Genomic DNA, 15,656 nt, shown 5'->3' with positions numbered 1-15,656 from the left:
TATTTTTGCGTATTAAATTAGATGTAAATGCCGCAAGAATTACTTGTTCAAGTTTCACCCGAAGTTGCCCATCATGAGGAGCAATTGTATCCTCATATTGCTAAATTAATTCAAGTTCCAACTCAAGATATTCAAAAAATTGTAGTTTTAAAACGTTCCATTGATGCCCGTCAACGGACGATTAAATTTAATTTAAAATTACAAATATTTTTAAAAGGAGAACCTTTGGTGTCTTCAAAAATAGAATTACCTAATTATCCAAATGTTGAACATGCCCCTGAAGTGATTGTTGTTGGCGCTGGTCCAGCTGGACTTTTCGCAGCTTTACAATTAATTGAATTGGGGTTGAAGCCAATTGTACTTGAAAGAGGAAAAGAGGTGCGTGGAAGACGTCGCGATTTAAAAGCCATAAATAGAGATGGAATTGTAAATGAGGATTCAAATTATTGTTTTGGCGAAGGAGGTGCTGGTACTTATTCTGACGGAAAATTATATACGCGTTCAAAAAAGCGAGGGGATATTGATCGAATTTTGCAATTATTAGTTGCTTTTGGAGCTACTCCTGAAATAATGGTAGAAGCTCATCCTCATATCGGGACCAATAAGCTGCCTCAAATTATTCAAGACATAAGAGAGAAAATTATTGAGCATGGCGGTAAGGTATTGTTTGAAACTCGTGTGACCGATATATTGATTAGAAATAATGAGGTTCAGGGTGTTCAAGTGCAAGATGGTGCTACAATTGAAGCAAAAAAAATACTACTAGCTACCGGACATTCAGCACGTGATATTTTTGAGTTATTGCATCAAAAACAAGTTTATATTGAAGCCAAACCTTTTGCTTTAGGTGTTCGTGCAGAGCATCCGCAAGCGTTGATAGATCGTATTCAGTATTCTTGTGATTTTAGAGGAGAGTATTTACCCCCAGCTCCATATAGTATCGTAAAACAAGTAAATGGACGAGGCATGTATTCATTTTGTATGTGTCCCGGCGGTGTAATTGCCCCTTGTGCAACCGCTGAAGGAGAAGTGGTTACCAACGGTTGGTCACCTTCAAAAAGAGATCAAGTAACAGCTAATTCTGGAATTGTAGTAGAATTGCGATTAGAAGATTTTAAGCCATTTGCTAAATTCGGGCCTTTAGCTGGGATGCATTTCCAAAAAGACATTGAGCAACGTGCATGGCGATTAGCGGGGCAAACTCAACAAGTACCTGCTCAACGAATGGTTGATTTTTCGCAATCTAAAACGTCTACAACTATACCAAAAACTTCCTATGTTCCAGGAACTCAAAGTATAGAGTTGGGCGAAGTGTTTCCTGGATTTTTAACACAAACTATGCGTGAAGGATTTGTTCAATTTGGTAAATCTATGAAGGGGTATTTTACAAATGAAGCTATATTGCATGCGCCAGAAAGTAGAACTTCTTCTCCTGTTCGCATTCCAAGAGATCCTATTTCACTAGAACATGTACAAATAAAAGGATTATATCCTTGTGGTGAAGGGGCAGGTTTTGCAGGAGGTATCATTTCGGCAGCCATTGATGGTGAAAAATGCGCATTGAAAATTGCTCAATCCTTACAACAATCAATTTGATCATGTTACACGGCACACAAATTCGTTTACGAGCGTTAGAACCTGAAGATTTGGAATTTTTATATCGAATGGAAAATGATTTTTCTGTTTGGGAGATAAGTAATACACAAACGCCTTACAGTAAATGGGTTTTACGTCAATATCTAGAAAATGCACATCAAGATATTTATGAAGCAAAACAATTGCGATTAGCTGTTGTTTCTATAGATCAAGAACGTCTAGTGGGTTTAATAGATTTGTTTGATTTTGATTTTAAAAACAGTAGAGCAGGTGTAGGTATTTTGCTTGAGGAATCGAGTAGAGGTAAAGGATTAGGTGCTGAGGTGTTAACACTTTTAATAGATTATGCTTTTTCACATTTACAATTACATCAACTTTATGCAAATATTAGCATTTCAAACGAAGCTAGTACCAAGCTTTTTACTAAATTTGGCTTCCAAAAAATAGGAATAAAAAAAGACTGGAATAAAATTAATGGTCAGTTTGTTGATGAAGTTTTATTTCAATTAATACACAATTCATAAAAAATGAAAAAAATAATTATTAAAATTGTTGTTGGTGTTTTATTAGTAGGTGTTTTGTTAGGAGGTTACTTAATAAACAAAATCTTTACAAGTAATACAAAGTTTGATCAAGAAGAGGTTTATGTATATATACCAACAGGTTCAAATTATGAGGCAGTAAAAAAAATTATAGCTCCTTATGTTGAAAATTTAGATAAAGTAGACTGGGTTGCAAGTAAGCGTGGTTATACGGAAAACGTGAAGTCAGGTAAGTTTTTACTGAAGAAGGGAATGAGTAGCTTTTCTATTGTTCGTTCCTTACGTTTACCTGTACCTGTTAAATTAGCGTTCAATAACCAAGAGAGTGTAGATAAGTTGTTTGAACGTATTGCATCTCAGGTAGAGCCTAGTGTTGCAGAGTTGAAAGCGGTATTTGAAAATGAAGTTTTTTTAAAAGAACATCAATTAACTAAAGAAACGTTACTAACTTATTTCATACCTAATACTTATGAGTTTTACTGGGATGTTAGTGCAGAGGATTTGGCTAAAAAGTTTGAGAAAGAATACCAACGTTTTTGGTCTAATGGAAGAGCGGAGAAAGCAAAAGGACTAAATATGACGCCTGCTGAGGTATATACTTTAGCTTCTATTGTGCACAAAGAAACGGCACAAGCTGCTGAACGACCAAGAGTAGCGGGAGTGTATTTAAACCGTTTGAAAGCGAATATGCCTTTGCAAGCGGATCCTACTGTTATTTATGCAGTTAAAAGAGAATCAGGTGATTGGAATCAACAAATTAAAGTTGTAACTTTCAATGACTTAAAGGTGAATTCACCTTACAATACGTATCGTATCAAAGGTTTGCCACCAGGTCCAATTTTTATGCCAGATGTAAGTGCCATTGACGCTGTTTTAAATCCAGAGAAACATAATTATTTGTATTTCTGTGCTAGTGTAGAAAAATTTGGATACCATGAATTTGCTGCTTCGTATGAAGAACATTTAGTTATCGCTAAAAAATATTCTGAGTGGGTATCTAAGCAAGGGTACAAAAGATAAATCCACCACAAAAAAGTTTTTTTAATCCGCATTCCATTATTGAATGCGGATTTTTTTATACACAAGTTGTTAATATAAGTAGCTGATAGTCCGCTGTTTTTGATAGATAAAGAAGTGCTGTCAAAAGTATTAAGAAATTATTAACGTGTTGATTTTCAAGGTTAAATATTTTTTTGTATATTTGCCACGCTAATTCAAATGGTGGTTTTCTATTTTCTACACGTTTTAGAAAAGAAAATTTTTAGTGAATTTTTCACCCATTTGAGAAATTTTATTACATGAGAAAAGATATCATTGCTTTTGGGGTAACATTGGCTTTGTTAGTAGTGGTTAGTTCTGGTTTCAGAGCTTTTGACCGAGCTACTATTGAAAGTTTTCACTTAGCTGATAATGAGGTTTATCATTATTATGTTCCTTCAAAAGATGAATCTGAACGTATCAATGTTGCTGTTCCTTATACAGGAAAAACATTTGTCGGATTCAAGCAAGCATTAGCAATTAAAGAATCAGCAGGATTGTATGATTTAGTTAATGCTTACGGCTACATGGGTAAGTACCAATTTGGAAGAAGTACGTTACGGAATGTAGGTGTCCACGATTTTAAATCGTTTCTAAGCAATCCCGTGTTACAAGAAAAGGCTTTTGAAGCACTTTTAAGTATTAACAAATGGGAATTGAGAAAAGAAATTAAAAAGTATTCTGGTAAAATTATTGCTGGGATAGAAATTACAGAATCAGGTTTATTGGCAGCAGCTCACTTAGGAGGTGCTAGTTCTGTAAAATCTTTTTTAAGAACCAAAGGAAGAAATGGTTTTAGAGATGGATTTGGTACTTCTATTCGAACGTATTTAAAACGTTTTAAAGGTTTTGATACCTCGACTATTGAGGCTAATCCGTTTGCTAAAATTTAATCTTTTTGGATAACAAAAATACAAGGTCGGTTGTGTAAATCGACCTTGCATTTTTTCCAGTCATTTACTGTTTTTGTTTTTATAAACTCTGTAGTTAGGGTAATATCACAAGCAATACATAGTTTTGTGTTGCTATTCAGTGTGTTTAAAATATCTTCTAGAAATTTATTATTTCTATAAGGTGTTTCCATAAATAATTGGGCTTGATTCTTTTCAGAAGACCATTTTTCTAGATTTTTTAACGCTATTTTTTTATCATTTTTATCAATGGGTAAATAGCCATTAAAAGCAAAGCTCTGTCCATTCATGCCGCTTCCCATTAAGGCTAGTAGAATGGAACTTGGTCCAACTAGAGGAATAACAGAAATGTTTTTTTTGTGAGCTAAATCTACTATTACGGCACCTGGATCAGCAATGCCTGGACAACCAGCTTCACTTATGATTCCCATATTTTTGCCTTCAAGTAAGGGGTGAATCATTTCTTTAATATCTTCTGATTGGGTGTGCTTATTTAGTTCAAAAAGAATTAAATCAGCTTGTTTCTTTTCAGGAGCAATACTTTTAATAAATTTTCGAGCTGATTTACTGTGTTCAACAATAAAATAATCCAATTGTTCAATGCAGGCTTTAACCTGATTAGGTAAAACATCCATTGGATTCATCTCTATTTCTCCAGGGTTAGATAAAGTACAAGGAATTAAAAATAACTTGCCAGAAGAAAGTTGCGTTGACATGATTTTACTATTTCTGCAAAAGTACTAAAAAAAAATCCCACCGAAGTGAGACTTTTATGAATTAATTTTTTGAACAATATGGTTACAAGCGTCATCTAGCATTTTAAAAACCTCTTCAAAGCCGTTCAGTTCACCATAATACGGATCAGGAACTTCGAGGTTTTGTCCTGGGTTTGATTCATTTAAAATGAGTTGAACTTTAGATTTCGCCCTTTCATTAGGCGCTATGGCTAAGACGTTCTTGTAATTATTTTTATCCATTACATAAATGAAGTCGAAAGTTTCAAAATCACTTGTTTGAATTTGTCTACATCTTTGACTACTAATGTCAATTCCGTGCTTTTTTGCAGTGACTATTGATCTTTTGTCAGGCGCTTCTCCTACATGATAGTTAGCAGTTCCAGCACTGTCAACACGGCAAATTTTAGGGTCTATTTTGTTTTGTAAAATACCTTCTGCTAAAGGAGAACGACAAATGTTTCCTAAGCATACCATTAATACTCGAATAGGCATTACACACTTAGTTTTTTGTTGATATCGTCAACGAATTTTCTAAATTGTTTGTCAGTAGTAACTAAATTATCAACTGTTTTACAAGCATGTAATACAGTAGCATGATCCCTGTCTCCAATTTGGTTTCCGATATTAGATAAAGAAGCTTTGGTATATTTTTTTGCAAAAAACATAGCTAATTGTCTCGCTTGAACGATATGACGTTTTCTAGTTTTCGATTTTAGCGTCTCTGTATCAATTTGGAAATAGTCAGATACCACTTTTTGAATGTAATCAATTGAAATTTCACGTTTGATATTCTTGACAAATTTTTCAACGACTTGTTTAGCTAAGTCAATAGTAACTTCTCTCTTGTTGAATGAAGATTGTGCTATTAATGAAATAATGGCACCTTCTAATTCACGAACATTAGACTTGATGTGTTTTGCAACATATTCAACTATTTCATCAGGCATAACAACGCCATCTCTATATAAAATATTTTTTAAGATAGAAATTCTTGTTTCATAATCAGGCTGATGTAATTCGGCTGACAATCCCCATTTGAAGCGAGATAATAAACGCTGCTCAATATCTTGCATGTCTACAGGTGCCTTGTCTGAAGTTAAAATTACTTGTTTGCCATTTTGGTGCAAATAATTGAAAATATGGAAGAAAACATCTTGTGTTCCAGCTTTTCCAGATAAAAATTGAACATCGTCAATAATTAAAACGTCAATTAGTTGGTAGAAATGAATAAAATCGTTTCTTGTATTTTTTTTAACAGACTCTATATATTGTTGAGTGAAAATTTCGGCAGAAATGTACAGAACAGTTTTTTCTGGAAATTTATCTTTAATTTCTACCCCAATAGCATGTGCTAAATGGGTTTTTCCTAGACCAACTCCTCCGAAAATTAAAAGTGGATTGAAAGAAGTACCTCCTGGTTTATTAGCTACTGCCATACCAGCACTTCTGGCCAAGCGATTGGAGTCACCTTCTAGAAAATTGTCAAAACTATAATTAGAATTTAATTGGGATTCAATTTTTACATTTCTAATCCCAGGAATGATAAATGGATTTTTTAATTCTGGATTTTTATTAACAATCGGAACATCTATTTCTTGCGTTTTAACAGAAGAACGCTGCGAACTTGGAATTTGCTCGGTGAAAGGTAATTTATTTCCAAAAGTGTTTTCCATTTTAATTTTGTACACTAACTTTGCTTGGTTGCCCAATTCTTTTGTTAATGCTGTTTTCAAGATGGTCACATAATGTTCTTCCAACCATTCATAGAAAAATTTACTAGGAACTTGAATATGTAGCGCATTGTCTTCCGTAAGGTTAATTGCCACGATAGGTTCAAACCAAGTTTTGAAAGCTTGCTCTTGAATATTATCTTTTATAAAAGACAGGCAGTTAGACCATACAGATTTCGCTGTTTTATTCATATTCGTTCTGTTTTTTTAGTTGTCGATTCTTAATTCAGGTGGAGATGGAACAATGTTAAAAAAACTTTAATTTTTTACATTGCTTGGGAAGGCAAATATGTGAACAAAATTCTGTAAAAAAAAATTACAGGGCACTTGATTTTTAAAAAAAAATGTTGTAAAAGCTAAATAAGGGCTTCACAGAGGGTAAAAAAAAAACAGTTTGAAATGTTTTTGTAAAACATTGAAAATCAATTTAATGTAAAATAATTGTTAATAAAAAATTAGGAATGAAAGAGTATCAATTTCAAGTAAGAGTTCGTTATGCAGAGACCGATCAAATGGGTGTGGTGTATCATGGAAATTATGCCCAATATTTTGAAATGGGACGAGTAGAATGGTTAAGAAATTTAGGGATTTCTTATAAGTGGATGGAAGAGAATGGAGTAATGTTACCTGTAGTGTCTTTACAAATGAATTATAAAAAGCCAGCTCGATATGATGACTTATTAACAGTTAAAACTATTTTTAAAAGTCAAACTTCGGTTAAAATTGAATTTGATTATGAAATTTATAATGAAAAAGAGGAATTATTAACAACAGGTTATTCTATGTTAGTCTTTGTTGATATGAAATCCGGTAGACCGATTGTGCCACCAACCTATGTAACTGAAAAGTTAATGGATTTATAAATCGATTCTTTGGATTGTAACTTCATAAAGATGATTGAAAATGTCGAATACCTGTTCGGCATTTTTTTTTCGTGTGGCAATTTCAATTTGGCAATCTAATTCTAATTTTTGATTGATAATATCTATATTTTTTTCTTTAATTACTCGCATTACTTTATTCATATTTTTGTAATCAAATGTTAATAAAAAATGGCTGTCAATTGTTTTCTCAACAATAATGGCTTCCTCTAAGGTCATTTGTGCAGCAGTTTTATAGGCCGAAATTAGCCCGCCGACACCAAGTTTAATTCCGCCAAAATAACGAACGATAACAATTAAAATATTGGTAACGTCGAAAGATTGGATTTGGCCATAAATAGGCATGCCAGCACTGTTGTTTGGTTCTCCATCATCATTAGCTCTAAAGCGTATAGTTTCCGTTCCTAATTGATACGCATAACACCAATGTCGTGCAGAAAAGTGCTCTTTTTTTAGTGATTCTAGATGATGTTTTACTTCGTCTTCGTGTTGAATAGGATAAGCAAAACCAATAAATTTACTGTTTTTTTCTTTATACAAGATATCTGTTACAGGCTTTTCTATGGTATGGTAATTGTCTTTCAATTGAATATATCTTTCAAAACGGTTGTTTAAAGCACAAATATTCAAAAATTAGATTCGATTAAACAAATCGGTCACTTCTTCTTTTCCTACTTGTAAATGCCAAGTCTGAAGTTCTAGTTTTTTGGCTGCTTCAATATTCTCTAATTTGTCATCTACAAATAAGGTTTTTTTAGGAATCAAATTATGATTATTTATAACGAACTTAAAAGCGTTCTCATCGGGTTTTCTAAAGCCAAATTCAAAAGAAAAGTATACTTTTTCGAAGCAGCCATAAAATTCGCGAGCAAAAGACATTCCCAATTGATGTTCAAATTTTTCAATATGTGTGGCATCTGTATTACTAAGTAAAAAAAGTTTGTATTTAGAACTTAGCATTTGTAAAAATTCTAGTCTTTTTAGAGGGAAATCTAAAAGGATAGCATTCCAAGCAGATCGAATATCAACTAGTTCAGCATTAGGAATGAATTTTTGAATACCTGTCATAAAAGTAAATTCATCAATTTTACCAATTTCATATTTTTGGTTCAATTGATGTAATTCTTCATTCCATTCTTTAAGTCCTAACTCTTTTAGAGCCTTAGGGGTGGCATCGTGGTCTAAGTTGATGAATACATCTCCAAAATCAAAAATAATAGCTTCAATCATATGTTCCTGTAAATTTTTAGTTGATCTTTTTCAATCAGAGATTGTGTTTTACTTTGAAATAGAAAATCAGGTGATTTAATTCCATTTATTAGGTATGAATTGCCAATAAACACTCTTGCTTCATCCCACAAATCTTTATTAATAAATGAAGATAAGGTTCTTGCACCACCTTCAATTATAACGGATTGTATGTTATAATCATATAATTTTTTAAGTACTTCATAAAGTGTGTCACTATCAAAGATACAATTTTCATAAATACAATTTTCAGAATTATCCTTTTTTTTACCTGCAGTTAATATAATTGTGGGCTGCTTTTGATTTTTTACAAAATATGTATCATCTATTGAATTGTTTTTATCAAGAATAATTCTGATAGGATTTTTTCCTTTCCAGTCTCTTGCGTTTAGAGTAGGATTGTCCTCTAGAACTGTATTGGTTCCCACTAATATTGCTTGTTCTTCCGTACGCCACTTGTGAACTAATTGCCTTGAGTAGACATTAGTTAGCCAAACGGGTTCTTTTTTGTCTTTTTGTAAAGGAGCTATGAAACCATCTTTACTTTCGGCCCATTTTAATATAATATAAGGTCGCTTTTGAGTGTGAAAAGTGAAAAATCTTCGATTTAATTCCTTGCATTCGGACTCCAAAACACCAACTATCACTTTTTTACCAGCTTCTTCTAAACGCTTGATCCCTTTGCCAGCTACTTCAGAAAAAGGGTCAATCGTTCCAATTACTACCTGCGGTATTTCATTTTCAATTATGAGATTACAACAAGGTGGTGTTTTACCATAATGGCTACATGGTTCTAAGCTTACATAAATGGTAGCTTCTTTTAGTAACGATTTGTCTTTAACTGATGCCACTGCATGTACCTCTGCATGAGGTTCTCCAGCTTTTCTATGCCATCCTTCTCCAATTATTTTTCCTTGGTGAACGATTACACTTCCTACTAAAGGATTAGGATAAGTTTGCCCTAAGCCATTTTTAGCCAATTGAATGCAGCGATTCATGTAAAATTCGTGTGTGTTCATTTCACAAAATTAGTACTTTTACACTTTATTTCATCTCATGAATTATACAATAAGAAAAATTGAATCAAAAGATAATGCGGCTATGGCTAAAATCATTCGTGCCATTTTCCATGAATTAGACGCTCCAAAAGAAGGAACAGCTTATGCAGATCCTATACTAGATACATTGTCTAAAGTGTATGTTCGTCCAAATGAAATTTATTTTGTGGTAGAAGTTGATGGAGAAGTTTTAGGAGGTTCAGGTATTGCTCCTTTGGCAGGTGAGGATTCATCTTTGTGTGAATTACAAAAAATGTATTTTGCACCTGCTCTTCGTGGTAAAGGTATGGCTCAAATTTTGATTCAACAGTGTTTAACTTTTGCTCAAGAAGTAGGATTTAAGGCTTGTTATTTGGAGACACTTCCTTTTATGAAAGCGGCACAAAAGCTCTATTTGAAAGCAGGTTTTCAGTATATTTCTTCTCCTCTAGGAAGTACGGGTCATGGGAGTTGTGATGTTTTTATGTTGAAAAAACTGGTGTAATATGCAAATAAAAGAGTTAAAGAACTATTTTTTTTCAATACTAGAAGGAATTTACGAACCCGCTGAATTGGATTCTATTTTTTATATACTTACATCCTATTTGTATGGTTTAAAGCGAATTGATGTCTCGCTTCAGCCTGAATTTGAAATTTCCTTACATGAGATGGAACGTTGGAATTCTATTCTTATCGACTTAAAAAATGAAAAACCTATACAGTATATTACTGGAGAAGCTTGGTTTTATGGATTAAGACTGGAAGTGAATCAGGCAACTTTAATTCCTCGACCTGAAACAGAAGAATTGGTTGAATGGATTATTGAAAGTCAAACAAGAAATATTGAAAGTCAAACGTGTACAATTTTGGATGTAGGCACAGGTTCGGGGTGTATTCCCATAAGTTTAAAAGCAAATTTACCAAAAGCTAAAGTTTATGCCGTTGATGTATCTGATTTAGCTCTAGCAACTGCACGTAAAAATGCTATAGAAAATCACGTAGTTGTAGATTTTTTGCAAGTAGATATTCTAGATGTAGGTATTTTAGAATACTTTAAAGATTCTTTCATGGCTGATACACTTTTTGATGTAATTGTGTCCAATCCTCCTTATGTACGTCATTTGGAAAAGGTAGAAATTAAAAAAAATGTATTAGATTATGAGCCACATTTAGCTCTTTTTGTCGAAGACAATGATGCTTTACTTTTTTATAGGGTAATTGCAAAGCTAGCATTGCAACTGCTTAAACCAGGAGGGTGTCTATTTTTTGAAATAAATCAGTATTTAGGTCCAGAAACAATAGCATTATTACGCAATTTAGGTTTTCATACCATTGAGCTTCGAAAAGATTTTGCTGGAAATGACCGAATGATTCGCTGTTCAATACAATAAATACCTAAATAGTACTTACTCATAACGCAAGGCTTCAACGGGGTCCAGTTTTGAAGCTTTTATAGCAGGATACAATCCAGAAAAAATAGTAACAACTAGTGTTGTAATAAAGGCCGCAGTCATTGCCATCCAAGGCACGGTAAAGGAGAATCCAATTGCAATTGCAATACCAGAACCTAATAAAATTCCTAATAGAATTCCAAGAAAACCTCCTAGTTGACTAATGACAAATGTTTCTGTGAAAAACTGCCATGCAATTGTACTTCTTTTTGCACCTAACGATTTTCTAATTCCAATTTCTCTGGTGCGTTCAGAAACAGAAACAAGCATAATATTCATTAATGCTATTGACGAACCAAATATCGTTATAATTCCAATAACCCAAGCCGCTATACTTAATGTTTTAGTATTTTCCATGATGCGTTGAATCAAGTCATCACTACGTTTAATGCCGAAGTTTTCTTCTTCAATAGGATTTAATCGGCGAACTTTTCGCATGGTTAAAGTAGCTTGGTCAACCGCTTCATTTAACAATGCTTCGTTATTGATTTTTACGTCAATGTCATAGTTAATATTAGGTGCAGAAAATATTGAACGAGCAATTTGAGCTGGAATCATAACTCTCAAGTCTTGATTGTTGCCAAAAGTGGCTCCTTTTTCTTTTAATAGACCAATAACTCTAAACTTAGCTCCTCGAATAGAAATGGTTTTGTCAATTGGATTAACGCCATCAAATAGTCCTTTTTCAAAATTGGATCCTACGACACAAACATAATTGTTGTTGGCTACATCAAAAGAATTAAGATTTCTACCTTTACTTAATTCGAGTCCTTTATTGGGAATGTAATTGTCGTCAATTCCCAATACGGAAATTTCAGGATCTGTTTTTTTGTTTTCATATTTTACTTCTGCATTCGAAACGGCAGTGAAGGATACAGAAGTTGTTGTGAATGGAAAGTCGTATTTTTTTTGAAACTCTTTGGCTTGAGGATAACTGATGATTGGATTTACTTTCTCATTTGTATTATTTCGGTTAATTTGAGAAGAGAAGTCGTATTGACTTATTGAAAAAGTATTGGAACCCATTGATGCAAAATTTTTCAATAAAGTGTTGTCCAGTGCAGATACAACAGTTAAAATACCCACTAAAGCCATAATTCCAATAGCAATAATGATCACGGTTAAAACAGTTCTTAACAGCTGTGTGCGAATAGAACTTAAAGCGATTTTTGTATTTTCTTTGAATAATCCAATCATACCTTATTTGTAGTACACTTGAACTTTTTGTTACAACTTTTGTGTAAAATGATTGAAGATAATTAAAAGGAATATATAAAACTTGATTTGCAATTGATTTTTGTCATTGTCATTGAAATATATGATATTTGCATTTTAAAATTCATAACTGGCAAATTGCCTCATTGACCTATTGTTTTATGGCTCAAAAACCAAGTATACCTAAAGGAACCCGTGATTTTTCGTCGGCAGAAGTGGCGAAACGAAATTATATTTTTTCAATTATAAAATCGAATTTTGAAAAATTTGGTTTTCAACCTATTGAAACACCAACGTTTGAAAATTCAGAAACCTTAATGGGTAAGTATGGTGAGGAGGGCGATCGTTTAATTTTTAAAATTTTAAATTCAGGAGATTATTTAGACAAAGTTGATGAACAAATTTTGCTAGAAAAGAGTGTTAAAAAGCTAACACCTAAGATTTCTGAAAAAGCGTTGCGTTATGACTTAACAGTACCTTTTGCTCGATATGTGGTGCAACATCAAAATGAATTGGAATTTCCGTTTAAGCGTTATCAAATCCAACCTGTTTGGCGTGCCGATCGTCCTCAAAAGGGACGTTTTAGAGAGTTTTATCAATGTGATGCAGATGTGGTGGGAAGTAATTCGCTTTGGCAAGAAGTGGAATTAGTACAATTATACGATACTGTTTTTACCCAATTGGGTTTAAAAGGGGTAACGATTAAAATCAATAATAGAAAAATCTTATCAGGTATAGCTGAAGTCATTGGAGCATCAGATAAATTGATTGATTTTACTGTCGCCTTAGATAAATTAGATAAAATAGGCGAGGAGGGTGTGAAAAAGGAAATGTTTGAAAAAGGAATTACCTCTGAAGCTATAGAAAAAGTGCAACCTTTGTTTAATTTTACTGGAACAATTACTGAAAAAATAGCGCAATTAGCAGTTTTATTAATGTCTTCTGAAGAAGGTACAAAAGGAGTGAAGGAGTTACAGTTTATTTGTAATGCCATTGATACATTAGGATTGCAATCAGCAAATTTTGATTTAGATGTTACGCTAGCTCGTGGATTAAATTATTATACGGGTGCTATTTTTGAAGTAGCTGCACCTGCTGGAGTAGCCATGGGTTCTATTGGAGGAGGTGGAAGATATGATGATTTGACGGGTATTTTCGGGTTGAAAAACATGAGCGGTGTAGGTATTTCTTTTGGCTTAGATCGGATTTATCTTGTCATAGAGGAACTTGGATTATTCCCTGAAACCGTTACCACAAAGCCACAAGCCTTATTTATTAATTTCGGTGATGAAGAAGCATTGTATGCTATGCAAGCTATGGCACAATTGAGAGCAGCGGGTGTTCGAGTGGAATTGTTTCCAGATAAAGCAAAATTAGATAAACAATTTAAATATGCAGAAAAGAAAGGCATTCCGTTTGTTATTTTTGTTGGAGCTGAAGAGATGGTAAATCGTACTTTTAAATTAAAAAACAATCTTACTAGAGAAGAACAAATTGTTCACTTAGCAGCTTTAACAGCGGCATTACAATAAATAAAAAGTATTAATAATCAACACATAGGCTGATTATTTCGGTCTATGTGTTTTTTTTATAGTATTATGAATAAGTATTTTAAAGAATTTCGATATAATTTTAAATTGGCCTTGCCTGTTATTGCAGGTATGGTAGGGCATACCTTAGTTAGTGTAGTTGATAATGTTATAGTAGGTCAATTGGGATCTGCAGAATTAGCTGCGGTTTCCCTTGGGAATAGTTTTATTTTTATAGGTATGTCATTTGGTATTGGTTTTTCAACCGCAATTACACCAATCATTGCAGAATATGACGCTCAAAAAGACATAGAAAAAGGTAGAACGGCATTTCAAAACGGATTGATTTTATGTACCTTGTTAGGGTTTGCTTTGTTTTTGTTTCTTTTTATCGCTAAACCTCTTTTGGCATATATGAATCAGCCTGCAGACGTAGTAAAACTGGCACGTCCATTTTTAGATATCGTTGGTTTTTCTTTAGTTCCCTTAGTGGTTTTTCAGGCCTATAAGCAATTTGCAGATGGAATGAGTGAAACTAGCTATTCCATGTATGCAACAATCATTGGGAATATCATAAATATAGTTTTGAATATAGTCTTAGTTTTCGGATTATTTGGCTTTCCAAAATTAGGTATTGTTGGTTCTGCTGTTGGGACATTGGTAGCGCGTATATTCATGGTGTTGTATATGCATTATATTTTAAGTAAAAAAGAAAAATTTAAGCCCTATTTTAAAGCTTTTGGTTGGCAATCATTTGAAAAAAAGATGGCAAATAAAATTATTGAGTTGGGTATTCCTTCTTCTATGCAAATGTTTTTTGAAGTGGCTTTGTTTACTGGGGCAATTTGGTTGTCAGGGATGATTGGTACAACAAGTCAAGCAGCTAATCAAATCGCGTTGAGTTTAGCCTCATTGACCTTTATGTTTGCTATGGGGTTAAGTGTAACAGCAATGGTGCGAGTTGCTAATCAAAAAGGATTGGATGACTATCCTAAATTAAATGTTGTAGCTCATTCAATTTTCTTAATGGCAATTATTATTGAGCTAATTTTTGCAGCAATATTTTTAGTATTCAATGAGTTTTTACCCAAGCAATTTGTGAATGTAGAACTTGGGCAACAAGTAAAGGATACTATTGAAGTTATTACTATTGCTTCAAAATTATTGATTGTAGCAGCCTTTTTTCAATTATTTGATGGAATGCAAGTTGTTGTTTTAGGTGCCTTGCGAGGTATGCAAGATGTGCGAATTCCAGCGGTTATTACTTTTATTGCATATTGGGTAATTGGCTTTCCTGTTTCAATTTATTTAGGGCTATTTACCTCTTTGAAAGCCGTTGGAATTTGGATTGGTTTGTTAGCTGGATTAGCGGCGGCGGCTATTTTATTATATTTGCGCTTTAAATATTTGTTGAGAAAAAGATTATAATGTATCTTACACCCCAATAATAAAATAAATAATTATGGAGTTACCTAAATTTTTACTTGGTGATAATACCGATTTTCCAGATGATATTTTTATTGTTCATTTGGATTATCCTCGATTTGTGATTAATCTTAAAGATGATTCAGTGGAATTTTTGGAAGAATTAGAAGAAGAAGATGAAAGAGAAATAGAGTCTGAAATGGAGCATTTAATTACGTTAGCCGGAGAGTTCTATGACAGGGAAATGGAGCGTTATGTAGAATAAATTAAACAATTATAAAAAATGAAAAAATCTATTTACCAATTAGCTATTTTA

Annotated in this window: 17 protein-coding genes; 10 read left to right on the top strand and 7 right to left on the bottom strand. The window is 33.2% G+C overall.

What is annotated here, in order from left to right; translation table 11 throughout:
• The first annotated feature begins 27 nt into the window (after nt 1–27).
• The 4 genes from QZ824_RS02535 (at nt 28) to QZ824_RS02520 (ending at nt 4,069) form a co-directional block, all read left to right on the top strand.
• Nucleotides 28–1,596, top strand: a complete 1,569-nt coding sequence (locus QZ824_RS02535) for an FAD-dependent protein (RefSeq protein WP_291274468.1) — start codon at nt 28–30, stop codon at nt 1,594–1,596.
• Nucleotides 1,593–2,120 (top strand): GNAT family protein, encoded by a 528-nt coding sequence (locus QZ824_RS02530; protein WP_291274467.1) that lies wholly within the window; start codon nt 1,593–1,595, stop codon nt 2,118–2,120. The genes QZ824_RS02535 and QZ824_RS02530 overlap by 4 nt, the downstream gene beginning before the upstream one ends.
• A 3-nt stretch (nt 2,121–2,123) precedes the next feature.
• Nucleotides 2,124–3,158: an endolytic transglycosylase MltG gene (gene mltG / locus QZ824_RS02525; protein ID WP_291274466.1), complete on the top strand. Its 1,035-nt coding sequence runs from the start codon at nt 2,124–2,126 to the stop codon at nt 3,156–3,158.
• Nucleotides 3,159–3,436: 278 nt separating this feature from the next.
• Nucleotides 3,437–4,069: a peptidoglycan-binding protein LysM gene (locus QZ824_RS02520; protein WP_291274465.1), complete on the top strand. Its 633-nt coding sequence runs from the start codon at nt 3,437–3,439 to the stop codon at nt 4,067–4,069.
• Here QZ824_RS02520 and QZ824_RS02515 read toward each other — a convergent pair.
• The 3 genes from QZ824_RS02515 to dnaA are packed head-to-tail and all read right to left on the bottom strand — an operon-like array spanning nt 4,066 to nt 6,746.
• Nucleotides 4,066–4,803 carry an SAM-dependent methyltransferase gene (locus QZ824_RS02515; RefSeq protein WP_291274464.1) on the bottom strand — a complete coding sequence of 246 codons (738 nt, stop codon included), beginning with the start codon at nt 4,801–4,803 and terminating at the stop codon, nt 4,066–4,068. The genes QZ824_RS02520 and QZ824_RS02515 overlap by 4 nt on opposite strands.
• Before the next feature lie 54 nt (nt 4,804–4,857).
• Nucleotides 4,858–5,316 (bottom strand): low molecular weight protein-tyrosine-phosphatase, encoded by a 459-nt coding sequence (locus QZ824_RS02510; RefSeq protein WP_291274463.1) that lies wholly within the window; start codon nt 5,314–5,316, stop codon nt 4,858–4,860.
• Complete coding sequence (gene dnaA / locus QZ824_RS02505; protein ID WP_291274462.1) at nt 5,316–6,746, bottom strand: chromosomal replication initiator protein DnaA; 1,431 nt, start codon at nt 6,744–6,746, stop codon at nt 5,316–5,318. Before dnaA ends, QZ824_RS02510 begins: the two co-directional genes overlap by 1 nt.
• A 269-nt stretch (nt 6,747–7,015) precedes the next feature.
• On the opposite strand from dnaA, the gene QZ824_RS02500 reads away from it, so the two are divergent.
• Entirely contained in the window at nt 7,016–7,417 is a 402-nt protein-coding gene (locus tag QZ824_RS02500; RefSeq protein WP_291274461.1) for a thioesterase family protein, read from the top strand.
• On the opposite strand, the gene QZ824_RS02495 is transcribed toward QZ824_RS02500, so the two are convergent.
• From QZ824_RS02495 to ribD, 3 genes are read right to left on the bottom strand one after another with little or no spacing between them, the layout of a single operon-like run.
• On the bottom strand, nt 7,412–8,026 hold the full coding sequence (locus QZ824_RS02495) for a YigZ family protein (RefSeq protein ID WP_291274485.1): 615 nt from the start codon (nt 8,024–8,026) through the stop codon (nt 7,412–7,414). The two genes, QZ824_RS02500 and QZ824_RS02495, sit on opposite strands and share 6 nt — an antisense overlap.
• 42 nt (nt 8,027–8,068) lie before the next feature.
• Entirely contained in the window at nt 8,069–8,665 is a 597-nt protein-coding gene (locus QZ824_RS02490; RefSeq protein ID WP_291274460.1) for an HAD-IA family hydrolase, read from the bottom strand.
• Nucleotides 8,662–9,702 carry a bifunctional diaminohydroxyphosphoribosylaminopyrimidine deaminase/5-amino-6-(5-phosphoribosylamino)uracil reductase RibD gene (gene ribD / locus QZ824_RS02485; protein ID WP_291274459.1) on the bottom strand — a complete coding sequence of 347 codons (1,041 nt, stop codon included), beginning with the start codon at nt 9,700–9,702 and terminating at the stop codon, nt 8,662–8,664. The genes QZ824_RS02490 and ribD overlap by 4 nt, the downstream gene beginning before the upstream one ends.
• A gap of 37 nt (nt 9,703–9,739) precedes the next feature.
• On the opposite strand from ribD, the gene QZ824_RS02480 reads away from it, so the two are divergent.
• Together QZ824_RS02480 and prmC are read left to right on the top strand one after the other, a co-directional pair.
• On the top strand, nt 9,740–10,225 hold the full coding sequence (locus QZ824_RS02480; protein ID WP_291274458.1) for a GNAT family N-acetyltransferase: 486 nt from the start codon (nt 9,740–9,742) through the stop codon (nt 10,223–10,225).
• Between the two features lies 1 nt (nt 10,226).
• Nucleotides 10,227–11,111, top strand: a complete 885-nt coding sequence (gene prmC, locus QZ824_RS02475; RefSeq protein WP_291274457.1) for a peptide chain release factor N(5)-glutamine methyltransferase — start codon at nt 10,227–10,229, stop codon at nt 11,109–11,111.
• Nucleotides 11,112–11,126: 15 nt separating this feature from the next.
• Here prmC and QZ824_RS02470 read toward each other — a convergent pair whose 3' ends face one another.
• The gene (locus tag QZ824_RS02470; RefSeq protein ID WP_291274456.1) at nt 11,127–12,368 is read right to left on the bottom strand and encodes an ABC transporter permease; all 1,242 of its coding nucleotides are present in this window, start codon (nt 12,366–12,368) and stop codon (nt 11,127–11,129) included.
• 179 nt (nt 12,369–12,547) lie between these two features.
• On the opposite strand from QZ824_RS02470, the gene hisS reads away from it, so the two are divergent.
• The 3 genes from hisS (at nt 12,548) to QZ824_RS02455 (ending at nt 15,605) form a co-directional block, all read left to right on the top strand.
• Nucleotides 12,548–13,918: a histidine--tRNA ligase gene (gene hisS / locus QZ824_RS02465; protein ID WP_291274484.1), complete on the top strand. Its 1,371-nt coding sequence runs from the start codon at nt 12,548–12,550 to the stop codon at nt 13,916–13,918.
• Nucleotides 13,919–13,984: 66 nt separating this feature from the next.
• A complete protein-coding gene (locus QZ824_RS02460) occupies nt 13,985–15,343 on the top strand; it encodes an MATE family efflux transporter (protein WP_291274455.1) in 1,359 nt (452 codons plus the stop codon).
• A gap of 34 nt (nt 15,344–15,377) precedes the next feature.
• On the top strand, nt 15,378–15,605 hold the full coding sequence (locus QZ824_RS02455; RefSeq protein WP_291274454.1) for a hypothetical protein: 228 nt from the start codon (nt 15,378–15,380) through the stop codon (nt 15,603–15,605).
• Nucleotides 15,606–15,656 lie beyond the last annotated feature (51 nt).

Origin of the sequence: Flavobacterium sp. (assembly GCF_021151785.1) — a bacterium.
Taxonomy (GTDB): Bacteria; Bacteroidota; Bacteroidia; order Flavobacteriales; family Flavobacteriaceae; genus Flavobacterium.
This window is presented reverse-complemented; position numbering and strand designations above follow the sequence as displayed.

Excerpts from the sequence above, each read along its gene's own strand:
- QZ824_RS02535 (WP_291274468.1), top strand. The coding sequence starts at position 28 with ATGCCGCAAGAATTACTTGTTCAAGTTTCACCCGAAGTTGCCCATCAT.
- mltG (WP_291274466.1), top strand. The coding sequence starts at position 2,124 with ATGAAAAAAATAATTATTAAAATTGTTGTTGGTGTTTTATTAGTAGGT.
- QZ824_RS02520 (WP_291274465.1), top strand. The coding sequence starts at position 3,437 with ATGAGAAAAGATATCATTGCTTTTGGGGTAACATTGGCTTTGTTAGTA.
- QZ824_RS02515 (WP_291274464.1), bottom strand. The coding sequence starts at position 4,803 with ATGTCAACGCAACTTTCTTCTGGCAAGTTATTTTTAATTCCTTGTACT.
- QZ824_RS02510 (WP_291274463.1), bottom strand. The coding sequence starts at position 5,316 with ATGCCTATTCGAGTATTAATGGTATGCTTAGGAAACATTTGTCGTTCT.
- dnaA (WP_291274462.1), bottom strand. The coding sequence starts at position 6,746 with ATGAATAAAACAGCGAAATCTGTATGGTCTAACTGCCTGTCTTTTATA.
- QZ824_RS02500 (WP_291274461.1), top strand. The coding sequence starts at position 7,016 with ATGAAAGAGTATCAATTTCAAGTAAGAGTTCGTTATGCAGAGACCGAT.
- QZ824_RS02490 (WP_291274460.1), bottom strand. The coding sequence starts at position 8,665 with ATGATTGAAGCTATTATTTTTGATTTTGGAGATGTATTCATCAACTTA.
- ribD (WP_291274459.1), bottom strand. The coding sequence starts at position 9,702 with ATGAACACACACGAATTTTACATGAATCGCTGCATTCAATTGGCTAAA.
- QZ824_RS02480 (WP_291274458.1), top strand. The coding sequence starts at position 9,740 with ATGAATTATACAATAAGAAAAATTGAATCAAAAGATAATGCGGCTATG.
- prmC (WP_291274457.1), top strand. The coding sequence starts at position 10,227 with ATGCAAATAAAAGAGTTAAAGAACTATTTTTTTTCAATACTAGAAGGA.
- QZ824_RS02470 (WP_291274456.1), bottom strand. The coding sequence starts at position 12,368 with ATGATTGGATTATTCAAAGAAAATACAAAAATCGCTTTAAGTTCTATT.
- hisS (WP_291274484.1), top strand. The coding sequence starts at position 12,548 with ATGGCTCAAAAACCAAGTATACCTAAAGGAACCCGTGATTTTTCGTCG.
- QZ824_RS02460 (WP_291274455.1), top strand. The coding sequence starts at position 13,985 with ATGAATAAGTATTTTAAAGAATTTCGATATAATTTTAAATTGGCCTTG.
- QZ824_RS02455 (WP_291274454.1), top strand. The coding sequence starts at position 15,378 with ATGGAGTTACCTAAATTTTTACTTGGTGATAATACCGATTTTCCAGAT.